Annotated in this window: 22 protein-coding genes and 1 pseudogene; 11 read left to right on the plus strand and 12 right to left on the minus strand. The window is 72.3% G+C overall.

What is annotated here, in order from left to right:
• Positions 1-10: 10 nt before the first annotated feature.
• From ACFQZ6_RS22675 to ACFQZ6_RS22690, 4 genes are all read left to right on the plus strand, one after another.
• Entirely contained in the window at positions 11-1051 is a 1041-nt protein-coding gene (locus tag ACFQZ6_RS22675) for an NAD(P)-dependent alcohol dehydrogenase (protein WP_381611894.1), read from the plus strand.
• Between the two features lie 84 nt (positions 1052-1135).
• Positions 1136-1612 (plus strand): DUF2975 domain-containing protein, encoded by a 477-nt coding sequence (locus ACFQZ6_RS22680; protein ID WP_381611896.1) that lies wholly within the window; start codon positions 1136-1138, stop codon positions 1610-1612.
• On the plus strand, positions 1612-1821 hold the full coding sequence (locus tag ACFQZ6_RS22685; RefSeq protein WP_381611898.1) for a helix-turn-helix domain-containing protein: 210 nt from the start codon (positions 1612-1614) through the stop codon (positions 1819-1821). The genes ACFQZ6_RS22680 and ACFQZ6_RS22685 overlap by 1 nt, the downstream gene beginning before the upstream one ends.
• Before the next feature lie 137 nt (positions 1822-1958).
• Positions 1959-4025, plus strand: coding sequence for a restriction endonuclease (locus ACFQZ6_RS22690; RefSeq protein ID WP_381611900.1), 2067 nt, complete (start codon positions 1959-1961; stop codon positions 4023-4025).
• Here ACFQZ6_RS22690 and msrA read toward each other — a convergent pair.
• Positions 3996-4706, minus strand: a complete 711-nt coding sequence (msrA, locus tag ACFQZ6_RS22695; protein WP_381611902.1) for a peptide-methionine (S)-S-oxide reductase MsrA — start codon at positions 4704-4706, stop codon at positions 3996-3998. The genes ACFQZ6_RS22690 and msrA overlap by 30 nt on opposite strands.
• Positions 4707-4788: 82 nt before the next feature.
• Complete coding sequence (locus ACFQZ6_RS22700; protein WP_381611904.1) at positions 4789-5907, minus strand: hypothetical protein; 1119 nt, start codon at positions 5905-5907, stop codon at positions 4789-4791.
• A gap of 116 nt (positions 5908-6023) precedes the next feature.
• Between ACFQZ6_RS22700 and ACFQZ6_RS22705 the strand changes: the two genes are divergently transcribed.
• Entirely contained in the window at positions 6024-7178 is a 1155-nt protein-coding gene (locus ACFQZ6_RS22705; protein ID WP_381611906.1) for a cystathionine gamma-synthase, read from the plus strand.
• Between the two features lie 10 nt (positions 7179-7188).
• On the opposite strand, the gene ACFQZ6_RS22710 is transcribed toward ACFQZ6_RS22705, so the two are convergent.
• From ACFQZ6_RS22710 to ACFQZ6_RS22720, 3 genes are all read right to left on the minus strand, one after another.
• The gene (locus ACFQZ6_RS22710; protein WP_381611908.1) at positions 7189-7437 is read right to left on the minus strand and encodes a hypothetical protein; all 249 of its coding nucleotides are present in this window, start codon (positions 7435-7437) and stop codon (positions 7189-7191) included.
• 55 nt (positions 7438-7492) lie between these two features.
• Positions 7493-7999, minus strand: coding sequence for a sigma factor-like helix-turn-helix DNA-binding protein (locus tag ACFQZ6_RS22715; protein ID WP_381611910.1), 507 nt, complete (start codon positions 7997-7999; stop codon positions 7493-7495).
• A gap of 208 nt (positions 8000-8207) precedes the next feature.
• Entirely contained in the window at positions 8208-8714 is a 507-nt protein-coding gene (locus ACFQZ6_RS22720; RefSeq protein WP_381611912.1) for a MarR family winged helix-turn-helix transcriptional regulator, read from the minus strand.
• Positions 8715-8877: 163 nt separating this feature from the next.
• On the opposite strand from ACFQZ6_RS22720, the gene ilvA reads away from it, so the two are divergent.
• The 3 genes from ilvA (at position 8878) to ACFQZ6_RS22735 (ending at position 12121) form a co-directional block, all read left to right on the plus strand.
• On the plus strand, positions 8878-10107 hold the full coding sequence (gene ilvA / locus ACFQZ6_RS22725; RefSeq protein ID WP_381611914.1) for a threonine ammonia-lyase: 1230 nt from the start codon (positions 8878-8880) through the stop codon (positions 10105-10107).
• A gap of 194 nt (positions 10108-10301) precedes the next feature.
• The gene (locus ACFQZ6_RS22730) at positions 10302-11279 is read left to right on the plus strand and encodes an ATP-binding cassette domain-containing protein (RefSeq protein WP_381611916.1); all 978 of its coding nucleotides are present in this window, start codon (positions 10302-10304) and stop codon (positions 11277-11279) included.
• On the plus strand, positions 11276-12121 hold the full coding sequence (locus tag ACFQZ6_RS22735; protein ID WP_381611918.1) for an ABC transporter permease: 846 nt from the start codon (positions 11276-11278) through the stop codon (positions 12119-12121). Before ACFQZ6_RS22730 ends, ACFQZ6_RS22735 begins: the two co-directional genes overlap by 4 nt.
• A gap of 99 nt (positions 12122-12220) precedes the next feature.
• On the opposite strand, the gene greA is transcribed toward ACFQZ6_RS22735, so the two are convergent.
• Together greA and ACFQZ6_RS22745 are read right to left on the minus strand one after the other, a co-directional pair.
• On the minus strand, positions 12221-12721 hold the full coding sequence (gene greA, locus ACFQZ6_RS22740; protein WP_381611920.1) for a transcription elongation factor GreA: 501 nt from the start codon (positions 12719-12721) through the stop codon (positions 12221-12223).
• Between the two features lie 215 nt (positions 12722-12936).
• Complete coding sequence (locus ACFQZ6_RS22745; protein ID WP_381611921.1) at positions 12937-13335, minus strand: DUF4307 domain-containing protein; 399 nt, start codon at positions 13333-13335, stop codon at positions 12937-12939.
• A 142-nt stretch (positions 13336-13477) separates the two neighbouring features.
• On the opposite strand from ACFQZ6_RS22745, the gene mca reads away from it, so the two are divergent.
• Positions 13478-14359, plus strand: a complete 882-nt coding sequence (gene mca, locus ACFQZ6_RS22750; protein ID WP_381611923.1) for a mycothiol conjugate amidase Mca — start codon at positions 13478-13480, stop codon at positions 14357-14359.
• On the plus strand, positions 14352-14597 hold the full coding sequence (locus tag ACFQZ6_RS22755; RefSeq protein WP_381611925.1) for a hypothetical protein: 246 nt from the start codon (positions 14352-14354) through the stop codon (positions 14595-14597). The genes mca and ACFQZ6_RS22755 overlap by 8 nt, the downstream gene beginning before the upstream one ends.
• A 2-nt stretch (positions 14598-14599) precedes the next feature.
• Here the strand turns inward: ACFQZ6_RS22755 and ACFQZ6_RS22760 are convergent.
• Positions 14600-17805 (minus strand): annotated as a pseudogene (locus tag ACFQZ6_RS22760) (tetratricopeptide repeat protein).
• 133 nt (positions 17806-17938) lie between these two features.
• On the opposite strand from ACFQZ6_RS22760, the gene ACFQZ6_RS22765 reads away from it, so the two are divergent.
• Complete coding sequence (locus ACFQZ6_RS22765) at positions 17939-19972, plus strand: thioredoxin domain-containing protein (RefSeq protein WP_381611927.1); 2034 nt, start codon at positions 17939-17941, stop codon at positions 19970-19972.
• Positions 19973-19976: 4 nt separating this feature from the next.
• Here ACFQZ6_RS22765 and ACFQZ6_RS22770 read toward each other — a convergent pair whose 3' ends face one another.
• The 4 genes from ACFQZ6_RS22770 to trhA form a co-directional block, all read right to left on the minus strand.
• Positions 19977-20708 carry a Mut7-C RNAse domain-containing protein gene (locus ACFQZ6_RS22770; protein WP_381611929.1) on the minus strand — a complete coding sequence of 244 codons (732 nt, stop codon included), beginning with the start codon at positions 20706-20708 and terminating at the stop codon, positions 19977-19979.
• Positions 20709-20732: 24 nt separating this feature from the next.
• Entirely contained in the window at positions 20733-21110 is a 378-nt protein-coding gene (locus tag ACFQZ6_RS22775) for a hypothetical protein (RefSeq protein ID WP_381611931.1), read from the minus strand.
• Positions 21110-22792, minus strand: a complete 1683-nt coding sequence (locus ACFQZ6_RS22780) for an MFS transporter (protein WP_381611932.1) — start codon at positions 22790-22792, stop codon at positions 21110-21112. The genes ACFQZ6_RS22775 and ACFQZ6_RS22780 overlap by 1 nt, the downstream gene beginning before the upstream one ends.
• Before the next feature lie 127 nt (positions 22793-22919).
• Positions 22920-23633, minus strand: coding sequence for a PAQR family membrane homeostasis protein TrhA (trhA, locus tag ACFQZ6_RS22785; RefSeq protein ID WP_381611934.1), 714 nt, complete (start codon positions 23631-23633; stop codon positions 22920-22922).
• Positions 23634-23803 lie beyond the last annotated feature (170 nt).

Consider the following 23803-nt stretch of genomic DNA (forward strand, 5'->3'; position numbering starts at 1 on the left):
AACGACCGGCATGACCACTGTCGCCGCATACGCCGCCCCCGCCGCCAAGGCTCCGCTGGAGCGCACGACGATCGAGCGCCGGGCGGTACGGGAGCACGACGTCCTGATCGACATCAAGTACGCCGGAATCTGCCACTCCGACATCCACCAGGTCCGGGAGGGCTGGGGCGAGGCGATCTTCCCGATGGTCCCCGGCCATGAGATCGCGGGCGTGGTCTCCGAGGTGGGCCCCGGCGTCACCAAGTTCGCCGTGGGCGACCGGGTGGGCGTCGGCTGCATGGTCGACTCCTGCCGGGAGTGCGACAACTGCCGCGCCGGGCTGGAGCAGTACTGCACCAACGGCAACGTGATGACGTACAACGGCGTCGGCAGGGACGGGCAGCCGACGCACGGCGGCTACTCCGAGAAGATCGTCGTCGACGAGAACTACGTCGTCCGCGTCCCCGACGGCCTGGCCCTCGACGTGGCCGCGCCGCTGCTGTGCGCGGGCATCACCACGTACTCCCCGCTGCGGCACTGGCAGGCGGGCCCCGGCAAGCGGGTCGCCGTGGTCGGCCTGGGCGGTCTCGGCCATATGGCGGTGAAGCTGGCGCACGCGCTGGGCGCGGAGGTGACGGTGCTGTCGCAGTCCCTGCGCAAGCGGGAGGACGGCCTGCGGCTGGGCGCCGACCACTACCACGCGACCAGCGACGCGACGACGTTCCAGAAGCTGGCGGGCACCTTCGACCTGATCATCTCGACGGTCTCGGCCCCGCTGGACCTCGGCGCCTACCTCTCGCTGCTGAAGACGGACGGCGCGCTGGTCAACGTGGGCGCCCCCGAGGAGCCGGTCTCCCTCAACCTGTTCTCCGTCATCGGCGGGCGCAAGACGCTGGCGGGTTCCAGCATCGGCGGCATCCGCGAGACCCAGGAGATGCTGGACTTCTGCGCGGCGCACGGGATCGGCGCGGAGATCGAGGTGATCCGCGCGGAGCAGGTGAACGAGGCGTACGAGCGGGTGCTGGCGAGCGACGTGCGCTACCGGTTCGTGATCGACACGTCGACGATCTGAACCTCCCCCTTGCTCACACCTATCGTTTATCGATAGATTCCTATCGCTGAACGATGGATGGGCGAGGCGGGGAGGGAACGACCGATGGGAAACCTGGCGGTGCTCGCACTGCGGGCCGTGCTGGCGCTGCTGCTGGCGGGCTCGGTGTTCGTGCAGGCGGTGATGGTGCCGCTGCTGGCGATCGACATGCGCGGACTGGACGAGGACGTCGCCCACCTGCGCGTCCCGGTCCTGGTGATCGTGGTCCTGGGCGTGGCGACGGCGCAGGTGGTGCTGGCCGCCGTATGGCGCCTGGTGACGATGGTCCGCCGGGACACCGTCTTCTCCCCGGGCGCGTTCCGCTACGTGCACGTGATCACGGGGGCGTTCGTGGCGGCGGCGCTGGTGGTCTTCTCGCTGGCGGTCGTCCTGGCGCCGGGGGAGGCCGTGGCGCCGGGGGTGGTCCTGCTGGTCTGCGGGCTCTCCCTCGGCCTCTTCGGCGTCGCGCTCATCGTCCTCGTCCTGCGGATGCTGCTCGCCCAGGCGGCCCGGATGCGGGCCGAGCTGGCGGAGGTCATCTGATGCCGATCGTCGTCGACATCGACGTGATGATGGCCAAGCGCAAGCTCTCCGTCAGCGAACTCGCCGACCGCGTCGGCATCACCCCCGCCAACCTGGCCGTCCTGAAGAACGGCCGCGCCAAGGCGGTCCGCTTCACGACCCTGGCGGCCCTGTGCGAGGCACTGGAGTGCCAGCCGGGGGATCTGCTGCGGTGGGAGGCGGAGGGGTAGGGGGCGGGGCGGCCTGACGAGAGGTTCAGGTTGCCCGTGACGCATGGATAGGCGGGGCCGTGGTTGCTCGGTACAGTCGGCTCGTTACAGCTGGTTGTGGGGACAGCCAGAGCGCCTTGGGGAGGGGCCCGCACCACATGAGTCGTCGCTCTACCGATTTTGTCGGCGTCTGGGCCGAGATGCAGCGGCAGCAGCAGCGCCAACTGGAAGCCGAAGCCAGACGGCGGAGACAGGAAGATCAGCAGGCCCGCGCCTACCAGTGGCGCGCCACGCAGAGTCAGCGTGAGTACAAGGTGGCTGAGGCGCTCCGTCGCACCGAGGAGTTAGACGCGCGGGTCGCCGCGCTGCAGGGCATCCTCGTCGCGGGTTGCCAGGCTCCGGCGTTCAGGGCGGCGTCGCTGATGCGCGCAGAAGAGGTCCAGCCCTTCGCGCCGGGCCACCTGGCACAGCCCGTGCCCATGCCTGACTTCCGGCAGTACGAGGTCCAGGGCGGCTGGACCGCCAGTCAGCGGGCGCAGACGCAGGCCGAGGCGCGGGCCCGCTTCGAGCGGGACTGGCAGGCGGCCCAGGCCGCCGAGGCGCACCGGCAGCAGCAGCTCGCGTCGTACCAGCGGGAGTACCAGCAGTGGGCCGACGCCCAACTGGCCGAGGCGCGGCGGCACAACGCCGGTGTGCTCGCGGTGACGGAGGGCGTCAGGCGCAGGGACCCCGAGTCCGTGATCGAGTTCTTCTCCGCCGCGCTGTACGCCTCGACGGTGTGGCCGGAGGGCTTCCCACGGCAGGTGGTGGCCGCCTACGACCCCGCGGCCCGGCAGCTCGTACTGGACTGGGAACTGCCCGGGTACGACGTCGTCCCGGAGACGAAGTCGGTCCGGTACATGTACGCGGCCGACCAGTACAAGGAGAGCCCGCGACCGGTGGGGCAGCGCCGGGCGCTGTACCGGGAGGTCCTCGCGCAGTGCGTGCTGCTCGTACTGCACGAGCTGTTCGCGGCGGACGAGACGGGCGCCCTGGAGTCGGTGGCCCTGAACGGGTTCGTCGACGGACACGACCCCACGACCGGCCGACCGGGCCGGTTCGTCCTCGCCACCGTCATGGCGGCGAGGGCTGCGTTCCGTGAGCTGCGGCTGGCGCAGGTCGACCCGGGCAGTTGTCTGGCGGACGCGCTCCGGGGACAGCTCTCGGCCCGGCCGGACCAGTTCACCCCGGTACGGCCGGGGCGGCGGCCACAGGAGGTCGGGAACCGCGTCGTCGCGCACGGCGGCGATGAGGAGCCGGACCTGTACGAGATGGACCCGATCGCCTTCGAGAACCTCGTGGCGGAACTCTTCGAGGCGATGGGGATGCGGGCGGTGACGACCCAGCGCTCCAACGACGGCGGCGTGGACGTCAAGGCGATCGACCCGACACCGATCCGGGGCGGCGAGCTGGTCGTCCAGGTGAAGCGGTACCGGAACACCGTACCGCCCACCGCAGTACGCGACCTGTACGGGACCATGCAGGACGCCGGTGCCAACAAGGGCGTGCTCGTGACCACGTCGGGGTTCGGCCCAGGCTCCCACACCTTCGCCAACGGCAAGCCGCTGGAGCTGGTCTCGGGCACCGAACTCGTCGACCTGCTGCACCGGCACGGCCTGCGCGGGCGTCTCGGGGACGGCGGCCGTCGGACCACCGGCGCGGCCCCGGCCGCCCGTCCGGCCCCGTATCCCGACCTACCGAACGACTACAACATCCTGGGCATGTCCTGGACCGGAACCGTCGCCCTGGACGTGTGCGCGCTCGTCTGCCAGGGCAACCGGGTCCTCAGCGACGACCACTTCGTCTTCTACAACAACCCGCGCACACCGGACGGCTCCGTACGGGCCCTGCCCGCCACCGCGCCGGACAAGGCCGCGATCTGCGTCTCCTTCGACGCCCTGCCGAATGCCGCCGACCGCCTCGTCCTGGTGGCGGCCGTCGACCCGGAGGTCAACCCGGACGCCGACCTCTCCGGCTTCACGGACGCCCGCATCCGCCTGCTCGACCCGAGCCGGAGCGAGCTTGGGCAACTCGACGTCTCCGACGGCCGCGCTGCCGAGACCGCCCTGGTACTGGGCTCCTTCCGTCGCCGCGCCAACGGCGACTGGGACTTCGTCCTGGGCGGCAAGGGCTATCCGGGCGGCCTGGAACAGCTCCTACGGGACTTCGGGATCGAGGTGGACTAGCTTCTCGAGGCTCAGGCCAGCTTCTTGAGCCTCAGGACCGGGCGCCCAGCCTGACCCCGTCCCGCCGATTCCGCAGTAGCCCGCCGGGTCCTTGTCCAGGTACTGCTGGTGGTACGGCTCCGCCGGGTAGAAGGGGCGCGGCTCGGCGGGCAGGACCTCCGTGGTGATCTGGCAGTGCCCGGAGGACGTCAGGGCGCGCTGGTAGGTCTGGCGGGAGGCCGTCGCCGTGGTGTGCTGCTGGGGCGTGTGGGTGTAGATCGCCGAGCGGTACTGGGTGCCCCCGTCGTTGCCCTGGCGGAAGCCCTGGGTGGGGTCGTGGGACTCCCAGAAGGTCTTCAGGAGGGACTCGTAGGAGAGGTGCTCGGGGGCGTAGACCACGCGAACCACCTCCGTGTGGCCCGTCAGGCCCGAGCAGACCTCCTCGTACGTGGGGTGCTCGGTATGGCCGCCCTGGTAGCCGACGAGGGTGGTCCACACACCCTCGGGGAGCCTCGAGAACGCGCGCTCGGCGCCCCAGAAGCAGCCGAGGCCGAAGTCGGCGATCTCCAGGCCGTCGGGATAGGGGCCGAGGAGCGGGGTGCCGAGGACCGTGTGGTGGCCGGGGACGGTGAAGATCGGCGCCGGACGGCCCCGCAGAGCCTGGTCGCGGGTGGGGAGCGTGGGGGTGCGGCCGAACGGCATCTGCGGGGCTCCTTCTCCTGGGACAGCGCGGCTACCGCGTCAACGGCGCGGCCGGGGCTGCGCATTCCAGGGGCGGGGGTGGTCAGCCCGGGAGGGTCGCCGGGCTGCCGCCGTTCGCCTCGTAGCCCGCTACCGCCAGGGCGCGGTAGACCGCGAACTCGGCGGCCGGGTCGGGGGAGAGGGTCCAGGGGAGGGCGCCCACGTGGCCGTCGACGTGGACCAGTTGGGTCATCGCCTCGGCCCAGCGCTCGGCGCGGACCAGGAAGAAGACCAGCAGGTGGCGGACGTGCGCCAGCATGGGGTCGTCGGGGCGGGCCGAGTGCACCGCGTGCAGGGCGCCGTGGATCGCCTTGCTGACGACCTCGCTCTGGTAGAAGCTCCTGACCAGGTTCAGCTCCGGCAGGTGCTCGAAGACCGCGAACAGGGGCATCGCCGCCAGCAGGGAGCCCTGCGGCGCGCGGGCCGCCGCGGCCTCCGCGAACGACGTCGCCAGTTCGCGCGAGCCGTGCCACTTCTCGCACCAGTACTGCAGGGCCGCCAGGTGCGCGCCCATGTGGTTCGGGGCGCGGTCGAGGATCTTCAGCCAGAGTTGTTCGAACTCGGGGCGGGGGTACGCCAGGCCCCGTGCCACCGACAGCTCCACGATGTACGGCACCGGGTCGCCGGGGGCGAGCAGCGCCGCGTCGCCGCAGGCCGCCTTCGCCTCCTCCATGATGATCCGGAACTCGTCCGTGCCCGGCGTCGCCGTCCGCCACGCCTGCTGCACCAGGAACTCGGCGTGCACCGCCGCGCCGCCCGCGTCCTTGGGCGCCTCGGTGCGCCAGATCCGCAGCCACTGCCCGCCCGGCAGCTCGCTCACCCCGCCCGGGCTCCGCGCCAGCTCCAGCGACGCGGCGCCCGCGAACGCCTGCACCCGCTGCCAGCGCAGCTCGCCCTCCGTCTCGGTGCCCGCCAGCAGTTGGGCCGCCGCCCGGTAGTCCTGCGTGCGCTGCACCACGTCCAGGACGTCCAGCAGGTCCTTGTCGGGGCCGGGCATCCGGACGTCCAGCTCCTCCTGCCGGGCGAAGCCGTAGTCCGACGGGTCCGCGGCGTCCGGGTGGCCCGGCGGGACCTGCTCGATCGCACCGCGCCTGCGACGGACGAGGGGCAGCACCACGAACCCCAGCATGACCAGCGCGATCAGGACCCAGAGAATCTCCATGCCTCAAGCGAACCAGACGCCAGTGACAATTGGCCAACCCGTGGCGCGAGCCTGTGGAAAACCCGCGTTCCCCCAGCGCCCCGGTCCGCGCCCCGGGCGCACTACGCTCGGTCCCCATGAGCGACAGGCACATCAGTCAGCACTTCGAGACCCTGGCGATCCACGCGGGCAACACCGCCGATCCCCTCACCGGCGCCGTCGTCCCGCCGATCTACCAGGTCTCGACCTACAAGCAGGACGGCGTCGGCGGGCTGCGCGGCGGCTACGAGTACAGCCGCAGCGCCAACCCCACCAGGACCGCGCTGGAGGAGAACCTCGCCGCCGTGGAGGGCGGTCGCCGCGGCCTCGCGTTCGCGTCCGGACTGGCGGCCGAGGACTGCCTGTTGCGTACGCTGCTCAGCCCCGGCGACCACGTGGTCATCCCCAACGACGCGTACGGCGGCACCTTCCGCCTCTTCGCCAAGGTCGTCGCGCGCTGGGGCGTCGAGTGGTCGGTCGCGGACACCTCCGACCCGGCCGCCGTACGGGCCGCGATCACCCCGAAGACCAAGGTCGTCTGGGTGGAGACCCCCTCCAACCCGCTCCTCGGCATCACCGACATCGCCGCGGTCGCGCAGGTCAGCCGGGACGCGGGCGCCCGCCTCGTGGTCGACAACACCTTCGCCACGCCCTACCTCCAGCAGCCGCTGTCGCTCGGCGCGGACGTCGTCGTGCACTCCCTCACCAAGTACATGGGCGGCCACTCCGACGTCGTCGGCGGCGCCCTGGTCGTCGCTGACGAGGGGCTCGGGGAGGAGCTGGCGTACCACCAGAACGCGATGGGCGCGGTCGCCGGGCCCTTCGACTCCTGGCTGGTGCTGCGCGGCGTCAAGACGCTCCCGGTGCGCATGGACCGGCACAGCGAGAACGCCGCCAAGGTCGCCGACATGCTCACCCGGCACGCGCGCGTGACGCGCGTGCTGTACCCCGGACTGCCGGACCACCCCGGTCACGAGGTCGCCGCCAAGCAGATGCGGTCCTTCGGCGGCATGGTCTCCTTCCGCGTCGAGGGCGGCGAGGAGGCGGCCGTCGCGGTCTGCGACCGAGCGAAGGTGTTCACCCTCGGTGAGTCCCTGGGCGGCGTCGAGTCGCTGATCGAGCACCCCGGGCGGATGACCCACGCGTCCGCGGCGGGCTCGGCCCTGGAGGTCCCCGCCGACCTCGTGCGGCTCTCCGTCGGCATCGAGAACGCCGACGACCTGCTGGCCGACCTGGAGCAGGCCCTCGGCTGACCGGGCCGGGCTACCAGTCCGTGAGCGGTGGGGTCGTCTCCGACGGCGGCTCCACCCACGGCTGCGCGACCAGCGCCCACACGGTGAACGCCACCGCCGCCACGCACAGCAGCACCCACAGCACCCGGTGGACGAGCTGGCGGCGGCGCAGGATGCGGGCGCCACGGCGTACGGCGTCGGGATACAGCTCCGGCGGCACCCTCGGCGGCGTACGGTCCATGACCCGCCGCGCCGCCGCCTCCCGGTCGGCGCGGCTCATGACGCGGCCTCCCCGTCGGCCCGGCTCCCGGCACGGCCGCCCGTCACGGCTCCGCTCATGACGCCGCCACCTTGGCCCCCGCCACCACGGCCGGGGCGGGCTCGCGGGGCGGGTGGAGCAGCAGCGCCGTCGCCCGGTCACACAGGGCGCGGACCCGTTCGACGGGCAGGCCGAGCAGGGCCGCCGTCTGCTTCTCCGCGACCCCCTCGTACAACCTGAGGACGACGACCAGACGCTCCTGCGGCGACAGGTGGGACAGCGCGCTGCGCGGGTGCGGGCGGGCCCGGCGGAGGGCGCCGTGGTGGTGCCAGGCCGCGTGCGCGAACCGGGTGGCGAGATAGCGGCGGGTGCGGTCGTAGGGGTCCTCGCCGCGCAGCCCGTCCCAGCGCGCGTAGGTGTGGGCGAGGGCCAGCGTCAGCAGCCGCCGCGCGCGCGGGTTGTCGTCCGGGGCCTCCGCGGTGAGCAGGGTCGCGGTGTGCAGCAGCCTGCCCGCCGCGCCCGCGACGAACGCGCGGAACTCCTCGTCCCGGCGGGCACCCCGGGACGCTTGCCGATCTCGCACCGCGCCTCCCCCCGCCTGAAGGCGACCTTGAGGACAACGGACCCCGGCCGGACGCGGGGCACGGCGCGCGAACCCGCGTACGAGGACCAGGACCCGGTCTCATATGAGGCCAGGGGTGCCCTTTCGGTCAAGAGCCGCGCACCCACCAGCCCGCGGAGGCGGGTCCTCCGTATGTCCCGCCCGTGCCCTCCGCGGCGGCCCCGGCAGGTCAGGACTGCGTGGGCTGGTCCGCGCCGGGCACGCCCTGGGCGGCCATCCGGGCGGACAGTGACTGGTTGAAGCGGGTCAGCAGGGTGCAGAACGCCGCGCGCTCCTCCGGCGCCCAGTCCTGCGTCAGGTCGGCCATCAACTGGCGCCGTGAGGACCGTACTTCGTCCAGCCGGGAGTGCCCGCGCGGGGAGAGCTGGAGGACCACCGCGCGGCCGTCCTCGGGGTGCGAGGTGCGCTTGACCAGGCCCGTGTCGACGAGCGGAGCCACCTGCCGGGTGACGGTGGAGGAGTCGATGCCCATGCTCGCGGCGAGCGCCTTGACGCCCATCGGGCCCTCTTTGTCGAGGCGGTTGAGCAGCAGGTACGCGGCGCGGTCCATGGAGTTGCGCACCTGACCGACGCCGCCGAGCCGGGTCTGCTCCGCACGGCGGGCGAACACCGCCACCTCGTGCTGGAGCGCGTCGAGAAGACCGCTGTCGCCGACGGTCGTCATGTCCATCGACATTTCAGGTGTTGTGGGCATGGCGGGGGGCTCACTTCATCGCTGGGTAGCTGGGTTGGGGGACAGGTTACGCGGATGGCAGGCGGCCCGTACCGGGGCTGCGGAAACCAGTCTCGGAGGTTGGTCACAACAGCCGTCGGCGTGTGTGAACTGCGAGACTTGAGGCATGAACCACCGCAAGTCGGTCCCCGTCCCGCCGGTCACCCTCGACGACGTGCGCGGCGCGCAGAAGATGCTCACCGGGGTGGCCCGGGTGACCGCGATGGAGGGCAGCAGGCACCTGACGCAGCTCGTGGGGGCGCCGGTGCACTTCAAGTGCGAGAACCTCCAGCGCACGGGGTCGTTCAAGCTGCGCGGCGCCTACGTCCGGATCGCCGGGCTGCTGCCCGAGGAGCGGGCCGCCGGGGTGGTCGCGGCCAGCGCGGGCAACCACGCGCAGGGCGTGGCCCTGGCGTCCGCGCTGCTCGGGGTGCGCGCGACGGTGTTCATGCCGAAGGGCGCCCCGCTGCCCAAGATCAGCGCGACCCGTGACTACGGCGCCGAGGTGCGCCTGCACGGCCAGGTGGTCGACGAGACGCTGGCCGCCGCGCAGGAGTACGCCGCCCAGACCGGCGCGGTGTTCATCCACCCCTTCGACCACCCGGACGTCATCGCCGGGCAGGGCACGGTCGGCCTGGAAGTCCTGGAGCAGTGCCCGGAGGTGCGCACGATCCTGGTGGGCGTCGGTGGCGGCGGGCTCGCGGCCGGGATCGCGGTCGCGGTGAAGACGCTGCGGCCGGACGTGCGGATCGTCGGCGTGCAGGCGGCGGGCGCGGCTGCCTATCCGCCCTCGCTGGCGGCGGGGCGGCCGGTGGCGGTCGAGAACCCGGCGACGATGGCCGACGGCATCCGGGTGGGGCGGCCGGGCGAGGTGCCGTTCGGCATCGTCGAGGAGTTGGTGGACGAGGTCCGCACGGTCAGCGAGGACGAGTTGTCCACCGCGCTGCTGCTCTGCCTGGAGCGGGCCAAGCTGGTGGTGGAACCGGCGGGAGCCAGCCCGGTCGCGGCGCTGCTGAGCGAGCCGGGGGCGTTCGAGGGCCCGGTGGTGGCGGTGCTGTCCGGCGGCAACGTGGACCCGGTGCTGATGCAGCGGGTGCTGCGGCACGGCATGGCGGCGCAGGGCCGCTACCTGGCCGTTCGGCTGCGGCTGACCGACCGGCCGGGCGCCCTCGCGAAAATGCTGGGGGTGTTGTCAGTGGTCGACGCTAACGTCCTCGATGTGAGCCACGTACGGACCGACCCACGGCTCGGGCTCACGGAGGCGGAGGTGGAACTGCACCTGGAGACGAAGGGACCGGCTCACTGCGTCGAGGTCGAAGACGCCCTGCGCGCCGCTGGATACCTGGTCATGGGCTGACCCCACCGCATCCCCCTGGATCGACATCCCTTCCCTCACCCGTTCGAATGAACCGCATTGTGAGACGCGATACATCGCGTTATGGTGAGAACCTCGAACGCGGATTCCCTGACCCGAATCCCGAATCCCGAACCTGAATCCCGCCGACGACCCCTGACGAATCCCTGACGAACCCCAATGAGGTGGAGACTCATATGCCAGGCGCCATCTATGCCGAAGGCCTGGTGAAGACCTTCGGCGACGTAAGGGCATTGGACGGCGTCGACCTCGACGTCCCGGAGGGCACGGTCCTCGGCCTGCTCGGGCCGAACGGCGCGGGCAAGACCACCACGGTCCGCTGCCTGACCACGCTGCTGCGCCCCGACAGCGGCCGGGCGGTGGTCGCGGGCATAGACGTGCTCAAGCACCCGAACGAGGTACGGCGCTCCATCGGCCTCTCCGGCCAGTTCGCCGCCGTCGACGAGTACCTGACCGGCCGGGAGAACCTCCAGATGGTCGGGCAGCTCTACCAGATGCGGGCCAAGGACGCGAAGGTCCGCGCCGCCGAGCTGCTGGAGCAGTTCAACCTCGCGGACGCCGCCGACCGCCCCGCCAAGACCTACTCGGGCGGTATGCGCCGCCGCCTCGACCTGGCCGCCGCGCTGGTCGTCTCGCCGCCGGTGATGTTCATGGACGAGCCGACGACCGGCCTCGACCCCCGCAACCGCCAGCAGCTCTGGGAGGTCATCAAGCAACTGGTCTCCGGCGGTACGACGCTGCTGCTGACCACCCAGTACCTGGAGGAGGCCGACCACCTCGCCCATGACATCGCGGTGGTCGACCAGGGCAAGGTGATCGCCCGTGGCACCTCCGACCAGCTCAAGGCCCGCACCGGCGGGGAGCGGGTGGAGGTCGTGGTGCACGAGCGTGAGCACATCACGACCGCGGGCGAGGTGCTGCGCGGCTTCGGCAAGGGCGACGTCACCGTCGAGGACCACACCCGCAAGCTCACCGTGCCCGTCACCGGCGGCGCCAAGCTGCTCGCCGAGGTCATCCGCGAGCTGGACGTGCGCGGTATCGAGATAGACGACATCGGCCTGCGCCGACCCACGCTCGACGACGTGTTCCTGTCCCTGACCGGACACGTGGCCGAGGTCAAGGACGAAGAGAACGAGAAGGGGGCCGTCAGGTGAGTGCCATCACCGACACCGTACGGATCAGCGCGCCGTCCAACCCGCTCAGCCAGTCCGTGCGCGACTCACTCGTGGTCGCCAAGCGCAATCTGATCCGGATGACGCGGATCCCGGAGATGGTCATCTTCGGGCTCATCCAGCCGATCATGTTCGTGGTGCTGTTCAGCTACGTCTTCGGCGGCTCGATGAACATCGGCGGCACCACCGACCCGGGTGTCTACCGTGAGTTCCTGATGGCGGGCATCTTCGCGCAGACCGTCACCTTCGCCACCGCCGGTGCGGGGGCGGGCATCGCCGACGACATGCACAAGGGGCTGATCGACCGCTTCCGGTCGCTGCCCATGGCCCGGGGGGCGGTGCTGACCGGGCGGACGCTGGCCGACCTGGTGCAGACCGCGCTGACCGTGACGGTGCTGGCGGTCGTCGCGCTGCTGGTCGGCTGGCGGACCCACACCAACATAGGCGAGGTGCTCGGCGCCTTCGGGCTGCTGCTCCTGCTCGGGTACGCGTTCACCTGGGTCGGCGCGCTGATCGGGCTGTCCGTGCGGACCCCGGAGGCGGCCACCTCGGGCGGGCTGATCTGGCTCTTCCCGGTCACCTTCGTGTCCAACGCGTTCGTGGACTCCAGCCAGATGACGCCGTGGCTGCGGCACGTCGCGGACTGGAACCCGTTCAGCGCCACCGTGCAGGCGTGCCGCGAGCTGTTCGGCAACCCCGGGGTGAGCCCGTCGGACGCCTGGCCCATGCAGCACCCGGTCTGGGCCTCGCTGATCTACTCGATACTCATCATCGCCCTCTTCCGGACGCTGGCGGTCCGCAAGTACCGCTCCGCGACCGCGTAGGCGGGCGGACGGCGGCTCCGGGCACGGAGACCGGCATGGCGACGCCCCCGGCGTCAGGAAGACAGCGGGGGCGTGCCAGGGTCCTGCGGGATCAGCCGGTCAGCCGCTGTAGGGCTCGGCCTTGAGGATGCGCACCGAGGCCTTCTTGCCGTTCGGCAGCTCGTACTGGGCGTCCTCGCCGACCTTGTGGCCGATGACGCCGGTGCCGAGCGGCGACTGCGGCGAGTACGTCTCGATGTCGCCGCTGGCGTATTCACGCGAGGCGAGCAGGAAGGTCAGCGTGTCGTCCTCGTCGCCGTCGAAGGCGATCGTGACGACCATGCCCGGCGCGACCGCCCCGTCGGCCGAGGCGGGGGCCTCACCGACCTTGGCGTTCTCGAGGAGCTGGGTGAGCTGGCGCACACGGAGCTCCTGCTTGCCCTGCTCCTCCTTGGCCGCGTGGTACCCGCCGTTCTCGCGCAGGTCGCCCTCCTCGCGCGCGGCCGCGATCTTGGCGGCGATCTCCGTGCGCGCAGGACCAGTAAGGTACTCAAGCTCGTCCTTGAGCTTGTTGTACGCCTCCTGGGTCAGCCAGGTGACGTTCTCGCTGGTCTGGGTCACAGGGTGCTCCTCGTCGGTACTGGGAATACAAAGCATCGCCCTACCCAGAAGAATGTTCCTTCAGGAGTGGGCGAAACCACGAGCCTAACAATTCAGTGGCGGAAGGGGGAGGACATAAGTCACCAAAGTCGTGTCAACGCAGGTCAGCGCCTACGGATTCCGGGTGACACCGACCGCGCTGTGGTGACGCGGGGATGAACACCCGGAGTTGATCATCAGTCGGCGTGACAGCCGAGCAGTTCGGCCGTCGACCCCGGGGCCGTCGTCCGCAGCGTGACGACCTGGGTGACGGTGGTGGCGTCGCCCTCGAAGCGGAAGTCGGCCCGGCCCACCTCGGCGCCGTCCGCGGCCTGGGAGCGCACGGTGCAGTAGCCGGAGGTACCGGCGTCCTTCTCCACCTGGAGGCGCACCTTCACCGCGTCGTCCGCGAGGTCGAAGCTGATCACCTGGCCGCTGATCTTGTTGCCGCCGACGTAGTGGTAGGCGAAGTAGCCGATCAGGGCGAGGAGCCCGGCACCCAGGACGGCGCCGACCACCATGAGCGTGCGGTTGGCACGCTCGTCCGAGGAACGGCCGTAGCGGCCCTCGGGCAGGCGCGTGCTCGCCGTGCTCATGATCCTCGTCCTCCCGGGGGTCTTCGGGGCCGTTCCTGGGGTCGTTCCCAGGGCGGAATTATTCCTCGCCCGATTCGGTCACTATAGAAGCCGCTCATCGCGCCACCGCACACAGGGCGCCTAACGACTTGAGGATTGAGTCTTGACTGACCAGTTGCGACTGATGGCCGTCCACGCCCACCCCGACGACGAGTCGAGCAAGGGCGCGGCCACCATGGCGAAGTACGTGTCCGAGGGGGTGGACGTGCTGGTCGTGACCTGCACGGGCGGGGAGCGCGGCTCCATCCTCAACCCGAAGCTCCAGGGGGACGCGTACATCGAGGAACACATCCACGAGGTACGCAAGAAGGAGATGGACGAGGCCCGGGAGATCCTCGGCGTCAAGCAGGAGTGGCTCGGCTTCGTCGACTCGGGGCTGCCGGAGGGCGACCCGCTGCCGCCGCTGCCGGAGGGCTGCTTCGCCCTGGAGGACGTCGACCACGCGGCCGGGGAGCTGGTGCGCAAGATCCGCGCCTTCAGGCCCCAGGTGATCACCACCTACGACGAGAACGGCGGCTACCCGCACCCCGACCACATCATGACCCACAAGATCACGATGGTGGCGTTCGAGGGCGCGGCGGACACCGAGAAGTACCCGGAGTCCGAGTACGGCCCGGCCTACCAGCCGATGAAGGTCTACTACAACCAGGGCTTCAACCGCCCCCGCACCGAGGCGCTGCACCAGGCGATGCTGGACCGCGGCCTGGAGTCGCCCTACGGGGAGTGGCTCAAGCGCTGGGACGAGTTCGAGCGCGCCGAGCGCACCCTGACCACGCACGTCCCGTGCGCGGACTTCTTCGAGATCCGCGACAAGGCGCTGATCGCGCACCGTACGCAGATCGACCCCGACGGCGGCTGGTTCCGGGTGCCGATGGAGCTCCAGAAGGAGGTCTGGCCGACGGAGGAGTACGAGCTGGCGAAGTCGCTCGTGGAGACCTCCCTCCCCGAGGACGACCTCTTCGCGGGCATCCGCGACAATGCCTGATATGAGCGCAAGCGCAAGCCTGGCAATGACCCACGTCGCGACCCTCGCCAAGGAACTCGACGAGGACAAGGTGACGCCCGGCGTCCTCGGCTTCATCGTGTTCGCGGTGATGGCCCTGGCCGTGTGGGGCCTGATGAAGTCGATGAACCGGCACATGGGCCGCGTCGACTTCAAGGAGGCCCCGAAGGCGGACGGCACCGCCGTCGACTCCGGGGCCGAGCGACCCGGCAAGGCCTGAGGTCACGGCGTCGCCGGTACCGCGACGCCCATCACCTCACGTGCGTGGCGGCTGGGCACCATGCCGAGCCGCCATGCCTGCCAGCCCGACTCCAGGGTGATGCCGCGCTCCAGCAGCAGCTCGTAGGCGCCCACGAAGTCGTCGAGCTTCTCGTCCCGCGCCGGATGCCCGGCGCGGGCGAGCTGGGCCAGCTCCTCCTGGGCGACGGCGGTACCGACCTCCACCCCGCCGGGGGCGGCGTACGGCAGCAGGGTGCAGCGCAGGAAGCGCGCCCAGTCCTCGCCGCGCCGGTCGCCGTAGGAGGCGAACAGGCCCGCGGCCTCGTCGCACAGGGTGAGCGCCTGCTGGGTGCGGCCGTTGCCCGCGTCGACGACGGCCAGCTCCAGACACGTCCACGCCTCGCCATGGGCGACGCCGATGCGCTGGAAGTCGGCGCGGGCGTCGACGAGGAGCTGCCGGGCGAACCCGGAGTTGCGCAGCGACCCGGTCTGCGCGGCCCGCTGGTCGCGGGTGACGCGGGCGGAGTGGTGCCGGGCGCAGGCCAGGCCGTACACGTCCCGCATCCGGGAGAACATCGTGCGGGCCCGCTCCAGGTCCCGTACCGCCACGTCCAGGTCGCCCGTCTCCTCCAGCGCCTGCCCGAGGTAGTACAGGGTCCACGCCTCGCCGCGGGCGTCCTCGTTCTCCCGGTGCCGCACGGCGGCGCTCCGCAGCTCGGTCACCGCGTCCGTGGCGTCCCCGGCGACCAGCCGGGCCCGCGCGAGCTGGGTCAGCGCCCACGCCTCGCCGCGGGCGTCGCGGGTCCGGCCGTAGCGGTCGAGGGCGTGCCGCAGCTCGGTCTCGGCGCGCGGCACGTCACCGAGGCGCAGACAGAGCTGCCCGAGCTGGTAGTGCGCCCACGCCTGGCCGTGCAGGGACTCGCCCGCGCGGTGCAGTTCCAGGGAGCGGGTCAGCAGGTCGAGGGCCTCCGCGAGGTGGGCCCGGTCGCGTTCCACGGCGGCCAGCGCGTGCATGGTCCAGGCCCGGTCGGTGGCGAGGTCGGGGGACGCCTGGAGGTCGAGGGCCTCCCGGAGCCGGGCAGCGGCCTCGGTGAGGTTGCCCTGGTGGTGCAGGGTGATGCCGAGCGAGCACAGGGCACGGGCGGCGCCCGCGTCGTGGTGGGCCTCCCGGTACAGGTCGACGACGGAGGTCAGCGTGGTGCGGGCCTTGTCCAGCTCACCGAGCTGCCGGGCGGCGATACCGGTGCGCCACTGCACCGACCGCACCAGCAGCCCCTGGTCGACGGCCTGCGCGAGTTCGCTGATCTCCCCGAGCCGGTAGAGGTCGCCGCGCAGCAGGCAGTAGTCGCACAGCGCGCCCAGCAGGTTCAGCACCGCGCCCTGGTCGACGCCCTCGGCGTGCCGCAGCGTGGCGGTGATGAAGCTGGACTCGTCGTCCAGCCAGCGCAGCGCCTCGTCGAGGGAGGTGAAGCCGTGCGGGCCGAACCGGTCGGAGCGGGTGGACATGTTGCCGTCGACCAGCCGCAGCACGGAGTCGGCGAGTTCGGCGTAGTTGACGATCAGCCGTTCCTGGGCGGCGGCGCGCTCCGCGGGCTCCTCCTCGTCGAGGAGGCGGCCTGCGCGAAGACGCGCACCAGGTCGTGCAGCCGGTAGCGGTCGCCGCGCACCTGGTCGATGAGCCCGGCACGGGCGAGCGCGACGAGGTGCCGGGTCGCCTCGGCCTCGTCGGTGGCGATCAGCGCCGCCGCGGCCGCCGCCCCGAGCGAGGCCCGCCCGGCGAGCGCGAGGCGCCGCAGCAGCCGCCGGGCGGCGTCCGACTGGTCGGTGTAGCACAGCCACAGCGCCCGCTCCACCGGCTGCACGGGCCCGTACGCGCCGAGGTCGGCGGCGAGCTGGCGGGGCGAGCGCGGGCCGAGCGAGGACCCGGCGACGCGCAGCGCCAGCGGCAGCCCGCCGCACAGCTCCCGGACCGTCTCCGCGGACTCGGCGTCGTAGGGCCCCGAGGCGTCCTGCGCCGCCGCGCCCAGCAGCTCCTCCGCGCCCGCCGCGTCCAGCACGGGCACCGGCAGGTGGTGCACCCAGGCGGGCAGGTCGGACGGCAGCTCCAGGGGCTCCCGGGCGGTGACCAGGACGAGGCTGTCGGAGCGCTCGGGCACCAGGGTGCGGATCTGCTCCACGTCCGAGGCGTCGTCGAGGACGACGGTGACGGGGACGCCGGTCAGGTGCTGGTGGTACAGCTCGCTGAGCCGTTTGACGTGCTGGTCGGGGGAGGAGCGCTCCCGGAACAGCAGTTGCTCGCGGGAGGCGCCGAGCCGGTTCAGCAGGTGCAGCAGGGCGTCCCGGGTGGTCAGCGGCGGGTCCTGCGGGCTGTCCCCGCGCAGGTCGACCACGCAGGCGCCGCGGAACTGGTCCCGCAGATCGTGGACGGCCCGCACCGCGAGCGTCGTACGACCGCTGCCGGGCGGCCCGTGCAGCACCACCACCGTGGGCCGGGTCTCGGTGCTGGCGCGGGCGGCCTGCACCCACTGCCGGATGCGGCCCAGTTCGGTACGGCGCCCCGCGAACGGGCCCGTGGGCTCGGGGAGCTGGGCGAACGACTGCTCCAGCACGCTGCGCCCGCGGGCCCTGCCGCTCTTGTCCGCGCCGCGCAGCTTCGGCCCCTGCTGCTTGCCGACCGGCCCGGTGGACGCGGCCAGCACCCGCTGCTGGTCCAGGAACGGCCGGATGCCGCGCACCTCAAGCGCGGTCAGCCACTGGAGCCTGAGCTGCTCGGGCCCGCCCGGCTGGCCGACGGCACCGGCGCGGTGGTGGGCGGCGGGCAGATGCGTCCCGGCGACCTTCACCACGGTCGCCGCCGCGCCGACGACGCCGACGGTGACGCCCGCGCCGAACGCGGTCCCGGTGCCGGTGCCCAGCGCCAGGTCGGCCACCACCGCCGCGAGCCCGGCGACGCCCGCCACCAGCAGCGGCGTCCCGGCGCCCTCCCGGGCGTACCGCTGGCCGAAGGTGAGCCGCCCGGCCTCCGACTCGTCGAGGGCGCGGGTGTAGGCGGCGTACTCCTCGGCGGCGGTCTGCCCCATCGCGTCCAGGGCCCCGCGCGCCCGGGTCAGCAGCACCTGTCCGTCGGTACGGCCCCCTGACCGCCGTACCTCCTCCTCCACGGCCCGGCGCAGCAGCCGGTCGGCCTCCGCGCGGTGAGCGTCCCGCATGATCGTGTCCCCCTCCGCGGATCGCTGTGTAGGTCATCAAGTGTGCTGCCCGGGGCGCGACCTGACGAGGGGGCGGGATCACCCGGCCGCCGCTGTCCGGTGTCGGGCCGGGTACTGGGGCAGGATGGACCCCATGCCGAACCGACTCGCGCACGAGACCTCGCCGTATCTGCTCCAGCACGCCGAGAACCCGGTCGACTGGTGGCCCTGGTCGCCGGAGGCGTTCGAGGAGGCACGGCGACGGGACGTGCCGGTGCTGCTGAGCGTGGGGTACTCCAGTTGCCACTGGTGCCACGTCATGGCGCACGAGTCCTTCGAGGACGCTGACACCGCCGCGTACATGAACGGGCACTTCGTGTCCGTCAAGGTCGACCGGGAGGAGCGGCCGGACGTCGACGCGGTCTACATGGAGGCGGTGCAGGCGGCGACCGGGCAGGGCGGGTGGCCGATGACGGTGTTCCTCACGCCGGACGCGGAGCCGTTCTACTTCGGTACGTACTTCCCGCCCGCGCCGCGCGGCGGGATGCCGTCGTTCCAGCAGGTCCTTCAGGGCGTGCACCACGCGTGGGCGGACCGGCGGGAGGAGGTCGCGGACGTGGCGGGGAAGATCGTCCGGGACCTGGCCGGGCGGGAGGTGTCCTTCGGCGGCACCGAGGTCCCCGGTGAGCAGGAGCTGTCGCAGGCGCTGCTCGGGCTGACCCGGGAGTACGACCCGCAGCGCGGCGGGTTCGGCGGGGCGCCGAAGTTCCCGCCGTCCATGGTGATCGAGTTCCTGCTGCGGCACCACGCCCGCACCGGCGCGGAGGGCGCCCTCCAGATGGCGGCGGACACCTGCGAGCGCATGGCCCGCGGCGGGCTGTACGACCAGCTCGGCGGCGGTTTCGCCCGCTACTCCGTGGACCGCGACTGGACCGTGCCGCACTTCGAGAAGATGCTCTACGACAACGCGCTGCTGTGCCGCGTCTACGCCCACCTGTGGCGGGCCACCGGCTCCTCGCTGGCCCGGCGGATCGCGCTGGAGACGGCCGACTTCATGGTCCGTGAACTCCGCACCGAGCAGGGCGGCTTCGCGTCCGCGCTGGACGCCGACAGCGACGACGGTTCGGGTCGGCACGTCGAGGGCGCGTACTACGTGTGGACGCCCGCGCAACTGCGTGAGGTGCTCGGCGAGGCGGACGCCGCGGTCGCCGCCGAGCACTTCGGGGTGACGGAGGAGGGCACGTTCGAGGAGGGCGCGTCCGTGCTGCGGCTGCCGCAGGGCGAGGGCGTCGTCGACGCCGGGCGGATCGACTCCATCCGGCGGCGGCTGTTCGAGGCGCGCGGCGGGCGGCCCGCCCCCGGCCGGGACGACAAGGTCGTCGCCGCCTGGAACGGGCTCGCGATCGCCGCGCTCGCCGAGACCGGCGCCTACTTCGACCGTCCCGACCTGGTGGAGGCCGCCGTCTGCGCCGCCGACCTGCTGGTCCGGCTGCACCTGGACGACGCCGCCCGGCTCACCCGCACCAGCAAGGACGGCCGCGCCGGGAGCAACGCGGGCGTCCTGGAGGACTACGCCGACGTCGCGGAGGGGTTCCTCGCGCTGGCGTCGGTGACCGGGGAGGGCGTCTGGCTGGAGTTCGCCGGGTTCCTCCTCGACCATGTGCTGGTCCGCTTCACCGACGCGGAGTCAGGCGCCCTGTACGACACCGCGGCGGACGCCGAGCGGCTCATCCGGCGCCCGCAGGACCCCACCGACAACGCCGTGCCGTCCGGCTGGAGCGCCGCCGCGGGCGCCCTGCTCGGGTACGCCGCCCAGACCGGCTCCGAGCCCCACCGCACCGCCGCCGAACGGGCGCTCGGCGTGGTGCGGGCGCTCGGGCCGCGGGTGCCGAGGTTCGTCGGGTGGGGGCTGGCGGTCGCGGAGGCGCTCCTCGACGGTCCGCGCGAGGTCGCCGTCGTCGGACCGGCGCTCGACGACCCCGCCAGCAGGGAGCTGCACCGCACGGCCCTGCTGGGCACCGCGCCCGGCGCGGTCGTCGCCTACGGCACCGTCGGCAGCGACGAGTTCCCGCTCCTCGCCGACCGGCCGCTCACCGACGGCGCCCCGACGGCGTACGTCTGCCGCAACTTCACCTGCGACGCCCCGACGACCGACCGGGAGCGGCTGCGGGCGGCGTTGACGCGCTGACCGGCTAGCCGTCCTGGGCGCGGGGGGCCGTCGCGCGGGTCACGATGGCCTCCAGTTGGTCGTGGTGGGCGCCCTTCCAGTAGGCGCGCCCGCACTCCGCGCACTGGGCGAACACGTCGTACGAGCGCTGGGTGCCGCCCTTCAACTGGTCCGCCACCTCCTCCTTGGTGGCGGTGCGCAGCAGCCCGTTGCAGGCGGTGCAGCGGGTCCACGGGCGCAGTTCGGGGGCGAAGCGGTCCAGGACGTCCTGGAGCTGGTCGTCGGGGCGGGTGCTGTAGACGAACGCGCCCGCCCACAGCTCACGGCGGCGCAGCAGGCCCCGGTCGCGGCTGAGCATCACCCGCTTCTCCGCCGCCGAGCGCGCGGCCAGCGCCGGGTCGCCGATGTCCGTCGACTCGTACGCCGTGTCCACGCCGAGCAGCCGCAGCCGCCGGGCGAGCGTGCCGAGGTGCACGTCCAGCAGGAACCGCAAGGGGGCGCCCGGCACCCGCTGGGGGCGCGTGACCTCCCGTACGGTCACCGACTCACCGGCGGCCGGGACGTGCGCGGCGGGCACCTCCCGGCCGTCCACCACGAGCGCGCCCACCTCGGTCAGCGGCACGCCCAGGGACTCGACGACATGGCCGAGGGTGGAGACGCCGTCGGTGGTCAGCGGGGTGCGTCCGGCGCGGCGGGCGGCCGGGACGAACAGGTGGAGGCCGGGGGCGAATTCGACGTGGATCTCGGGTCCGTTCACGCCGATCAGGATGTCAGGCGGCGGTCACACTTCCCATGAGGGACCGATGCCGTGGGAGGGCGACTGCCCGGTCGGCTCCGGCACGCCCACCGGTATCCGACACCGCAGCGCGAGCGCCAGCGTCGGCGCCGGGGGCGGGGGCGCGGGCACGTGGTCGTCGGTGAGGGGAGCGTGCTCCCCGGTGGCGAGGTTTCCGGCGTCGTACGTCTCCGTGGCGAGGTATCCGGCGTCGTACGTCTCCGTGGCGAGGTATCCGCCGTCGTACGTCTCGGTGGCGCCGTAACCACTGCCGTGCGTCTCGGTGGCGCCGTAACCACTGCCGTACGTCTCGGTGGCGCCGTACCCGCCGCCGTACGTCTCCGTGGCGAGGTACCCGCCGTCGTACTCCTCGATGTCGATCATCAGCTTCCGCTCCGTCCTACGACATGCCCGATGCGCCCGTCGCGCCCGTCGCGCCCGTCACGCTCGGTGCGCCTGATCCGGTGGGCCTGATCCGGTGGACCGCTCTGCCCGGTTTGGCGGGTCTGCCCAGCTTGCCTTGCCTGCCCCGCCCGGCTCCCGACGCCCCCCGACCCACCCGCCGTCGCCAGCCCCGGCAGCAACGCCGCCGCCAGCAGCGCCGCCGCCAGTGCCGCCGTCCCGCAGACCAGCAGCACCACGGCCATGCCCTGCACGTACGCGGCGTTCGCGGACGCGGCGAGGGCCGGGGCGCCGGTGTGTTCGGCCAGCAGGTGCGCGGCGACGACCGACTGACCGGCCGTCTCGGTGGCCGCGGCGGGGAGCCCGGGCACGTCGAGCCCGGCCCGGTAGACCCCGGCGAGGAGGCTGCCCAGCAGGGCGATGCCGATCGCGCCGCCCACCTGGCGCAGGGTCATCAGCAGGCCGGAGCCGCTGCCGGAGCGGTCGGCGGGCAGCGCGGCCAGCGCGCCGTCCATCGCCGGGACCATGGAGAAGCCGAAGCCGACGCCGACCAGGGAGAGCCACAGCGCGGTGAAGCCGTACCCGGAGTCCACCGTCGTACGGCTGCCGAGGAACGCGGCGAACGCCAGCACCACCAGGCCCGCGCTCACCACCGTCTGCGAGCCCAGCTTCTCCACCAGCGGCTGCGCGGCCCGCGCGGCGAGCAGCACCCCGCCCATCACGGGCAGCAGCCGCAGCCCGGTGCCGAAGGCGTCGTGGCCGAGGACGGCCTGGAGGTACGGCGGCAGCAGGAACAGCAGCCCGGCCAGCACGAAGGTCACCAGCGTGGCCGTCCCGGCGTTGAGCAGGAAGCCGCGGTCGCCGAGCAGGGCGAGGTCGCGCACCGGGCGCGCGGTCCGCCGCTCCCGGCGCACCAGCGCGCCGAGCAGCAGCGCCGCCCCGGCCAGCGGGACCAGCACGTGGGCGTCGCCCCAGCCGCGTCCCGGCGCCTCGATGATGGCGTAGACGAGGGTGCCGAGCCCGGCGGTGGTGAGCGCGGTGGAGACCGGGTCGACCCTGGGGGCGGCGGGGTCCTTCGTCTCCGGCAGCAGGAACAGGCAGGCCGCGATGCCGATGACGGCCATCGGCACGTTGACCAGGAAGACCGAGCCCCACCAGAAGTGGTCGAGCAGCCAGCCGCCGAGGATCGGTCCGAGCGGCATCCCGAGCGCGGAGGCGGCCGACAGGACGCCGACGGCCCGGGGGCGCTCGCCGGGCCCGAACAGCGTGGGCAGCACGGACAGCGCCAGCGGCATCACCAGCGCCCCGCCGACGCCCATCACGGCCCGGGCCGCGATGACGGTGTGCACGTCCGCGGCGAACACGCCGAGCAGGGACCCGGCGAGGAAGACCACGAGCCCGGTGACCAGCATCCGGCGGCGCCCGAACCGGTCGCCCAGCAGTCCCGCGGGGAGCATCAGCGCCGCGAAGACGACGACGTAGGCGTCCGCCACCCACTGCTGTTCGTCGGTGCCCGCGCCGAGCTGCGCGGCCATGGTCGGCAGGGCCACGTTGAGGATCGTCAGGTCGAAGCCGAGCACGAGGGTGCTCGCGACCAGCGCGGCCAGGGCCCACCAGCGGCGGGGGTCGTGGCTCGGCTCGACCGGGACGATGACAGTAGCCATGAAATGAGAGTAACTGTCAAACACTATCCTCTGTCAACAATGCGTGGGCCAGGAGAGTGGTGGGCGCAGCAAAAATGGCCACGGCTTTACATGCCGTGGCCATGAAGGGAGGAGCTGTCGGGAGCCGCTACGCGTGCTGGTACGCCACCAGCGAGATCCCCACGTAGTGCGCGATGAACGCCGCCAGCGTGAACGAGTGGAAGACCTCGTGGAAGCCGAACCAGCGGGGCGAGGGGTTGGGGCGCTTCATGCCGTAGATGACGCCGCCCGCGCTGTAGAGCACGCCTCCGACGATCACCAGGACCAGTACGGCGATGCCGCCCGCGCGCATGAAGTCGGGCAGGTAGAAGACGGCCGCCCAGCCCATGGCGATGTAGCAGGGGGTGTAGAGCCAGCGCGGGGCGCCGACCCAGCAGACCCGGAACAGTATCCCGGCCAGCGCGGCGGCCCAGATGCCCCACAGCAGCCACTGCCCCTTGGTGTCCGGCAGCAGCAGGATCGTCAGCGGGGTGTAGGTGCCCGCGATGATCAGAAAGATGTTCGCGTGGTCCAGCCTGCGCAGGACGCCGTCCATGCGGGGGCTCCAGTTGCCCCGGTGGTACAGCGCGCTGACGCCGAACAACAGGCACGCGGTGAGGGCGTAGATCCCGCAGGCCAGGCGTCCTCGGGGGGAGTCGGCCAGCGCGGTGAGCACCAGGCCCGCGATGAGGACGGCCGGGAACATGCCGAGATGCAGCCAGCCTCGGAGCTTCGGCTTGATCGGGTGCGGCAGGGAGAGCGCGGCGGAGGCGCGGCCAACGGCCTGCGTCTCCAGGGGCGCGTCGGAGGCGGACGCAGTCATGCCCACATCGTACCTACGGAACCGTAAGTTACGGATCAGTCCCCGGCTGGTAGTGGCCATCGTCTCACGGGAGTTGAGGGCGGTGCACCGGGTTCCGGTTGGCGTAAAGAGACAGTCGAGTGAACGCAAAGTGCACCTAAAGTGACATTTCATACGTGGCAATGGTCACG

The sequence above is a fragment of the Streptomyces flavalbus genome (genome assembly GCF_042674625.1).
Classification (GTDB): domain Bacteria; phylum Actinomycetota; class Actinomycetes; order Streptomycetales; family Streptomycetaceae; genus Streptomyces; species Streptomyces flavalbus.

What these genes read in the sequence shown, in the direction of transcription:
- ACFQZ6_RS22720 (WP_381611912.1), bottom strand. Translation starts at nt 8,714, where the DNA reads ATGTCGATGGACATGACGACCGTCGGCGACAGCGGTCTTCTCGACGCG.
- msrA (WP_381611902.1), bottom strand. Translation starts at nt 4,706, where the DNA reads ATGCCGTTCGGCCGCACCCCCACGCTCCCCACCCGCGACCAGGCTCTG.
- ACFQZ6_RS22710 (WP_381611908.1), bottom strand. Translation starts at nt 7,437, where the DNA reads ATGAGCCGCGCCGACCGGGAGGCGGCGGCGCGGCGGGTCATGGACCGT.
- ACFQZ6_RS22685 (WP_381611898.1), top strand. Translation starts at nt 1,612, where the DNA reads ATGCCGATCGTCGTCGACATCGACGTGATGATGGCCAAGCGCAAGCTC.
- ACFQZ6_RS22680 (WP_381611896.1), top strand. Translation starts at nt 1,136, where the DNA reads ATGGGAAACCTGGCGGTGCTCGCACTGCGGGCCGTGCTGGCGCTGCTG.
- ACFQZ6_RS22700 (WP_381611904.1), bottom strand. Translation starts at nt 5,907, where the DNA reads ATGGAGATTCTCTGGGTCCTGATCGCGCTGGTCATGCTGGGGTTCGTG.
- ACFQZ6_RS22675 (WP_381611894.1), top strand. Translation starts at nt 11, where the DNA reads ATGACCACTGTCGCCGCATACGCCGCCCCCGCCGCCAAGGCTCCGCTG.
- ACFQZ6_RS22745 (WP_381611921.1), bottom strand. Translation starts at nt 13,335, where the DNA reads ATGAGCACGGCGAGCACGCGCCTGCCCGAGGGCCGCTACGGCCGTTCC.
- ACFQZ6_RS22690 (WP_381611900.1), top strand. Translation starts at nt 1,959, where the DNA reads ATGAGTCGTCGCTCTACCGATTTTGTCGGCGTCTGGGCCGAGATGCAG.
- ACFQZ6_RS22755 (WP_381611925.1), top strand. Translation starts at nt 14,352, where the DNA reads ATGCCTGATATGAGCGCAAGCGCAAGCCTGGCAATGACCCACGTCGCG.
- ACFQZ6_RS22780 (WP_381611932.1), bottom strand. Translation starts at nt 22,792, where the DNA reads ATGGCTACTGTCATCGTCCCGGTCGAGCCGAGCCACGACCCCCGCCGC.
- ACFQZ6_RS22775 (WP_381611931.1), bottom strand. Translation starts at nt 21,110, where the DNA reads ATGATCGACATCGAGGAGTACGACGGCGGGTACCTCGCCACGGAGACG.
- ilvA (WP_381611914.1), top strand. Translation starts at nt 8,878, where the DNA reads ATGAACCACCGCAAGTCGGTCCCCGTCCCGCCGGTCACCCTCGACGAC.
- trhA (WP_381611934.1), bottom strand. Translation starts at nt 23,633, where the DNA reads ATGACTGCGTCCGCCTCCGACGCGCCCCTGGAGACGCAGGCCGTTGGC.
- ACFQZ6_RS22730 (WP_381611916.1), top strand. Translation starts at nt 10,302, where the DNA reads ATGCCAGGCGCCATCTATGCCGAAGGCCTGGTGAAGACCTTCGGCGAC.
- ACFQZ6_RS22765 (WP_381611927.1), top strand. Translation starts at nt 17,939, where the DNA reads ATGCCGAACCGACTCGCGCACGAGACCTCGCCGTATCTGCTCCAGCAC.
- ACFQZ6_RS22705 (WP_381611906.1), top strand. Translation starts at nt 6,024, where the DNA reads ATGAGCGACAGGCACATCAGTCAGCACTTCGAGACCCTGGCGATCCAC.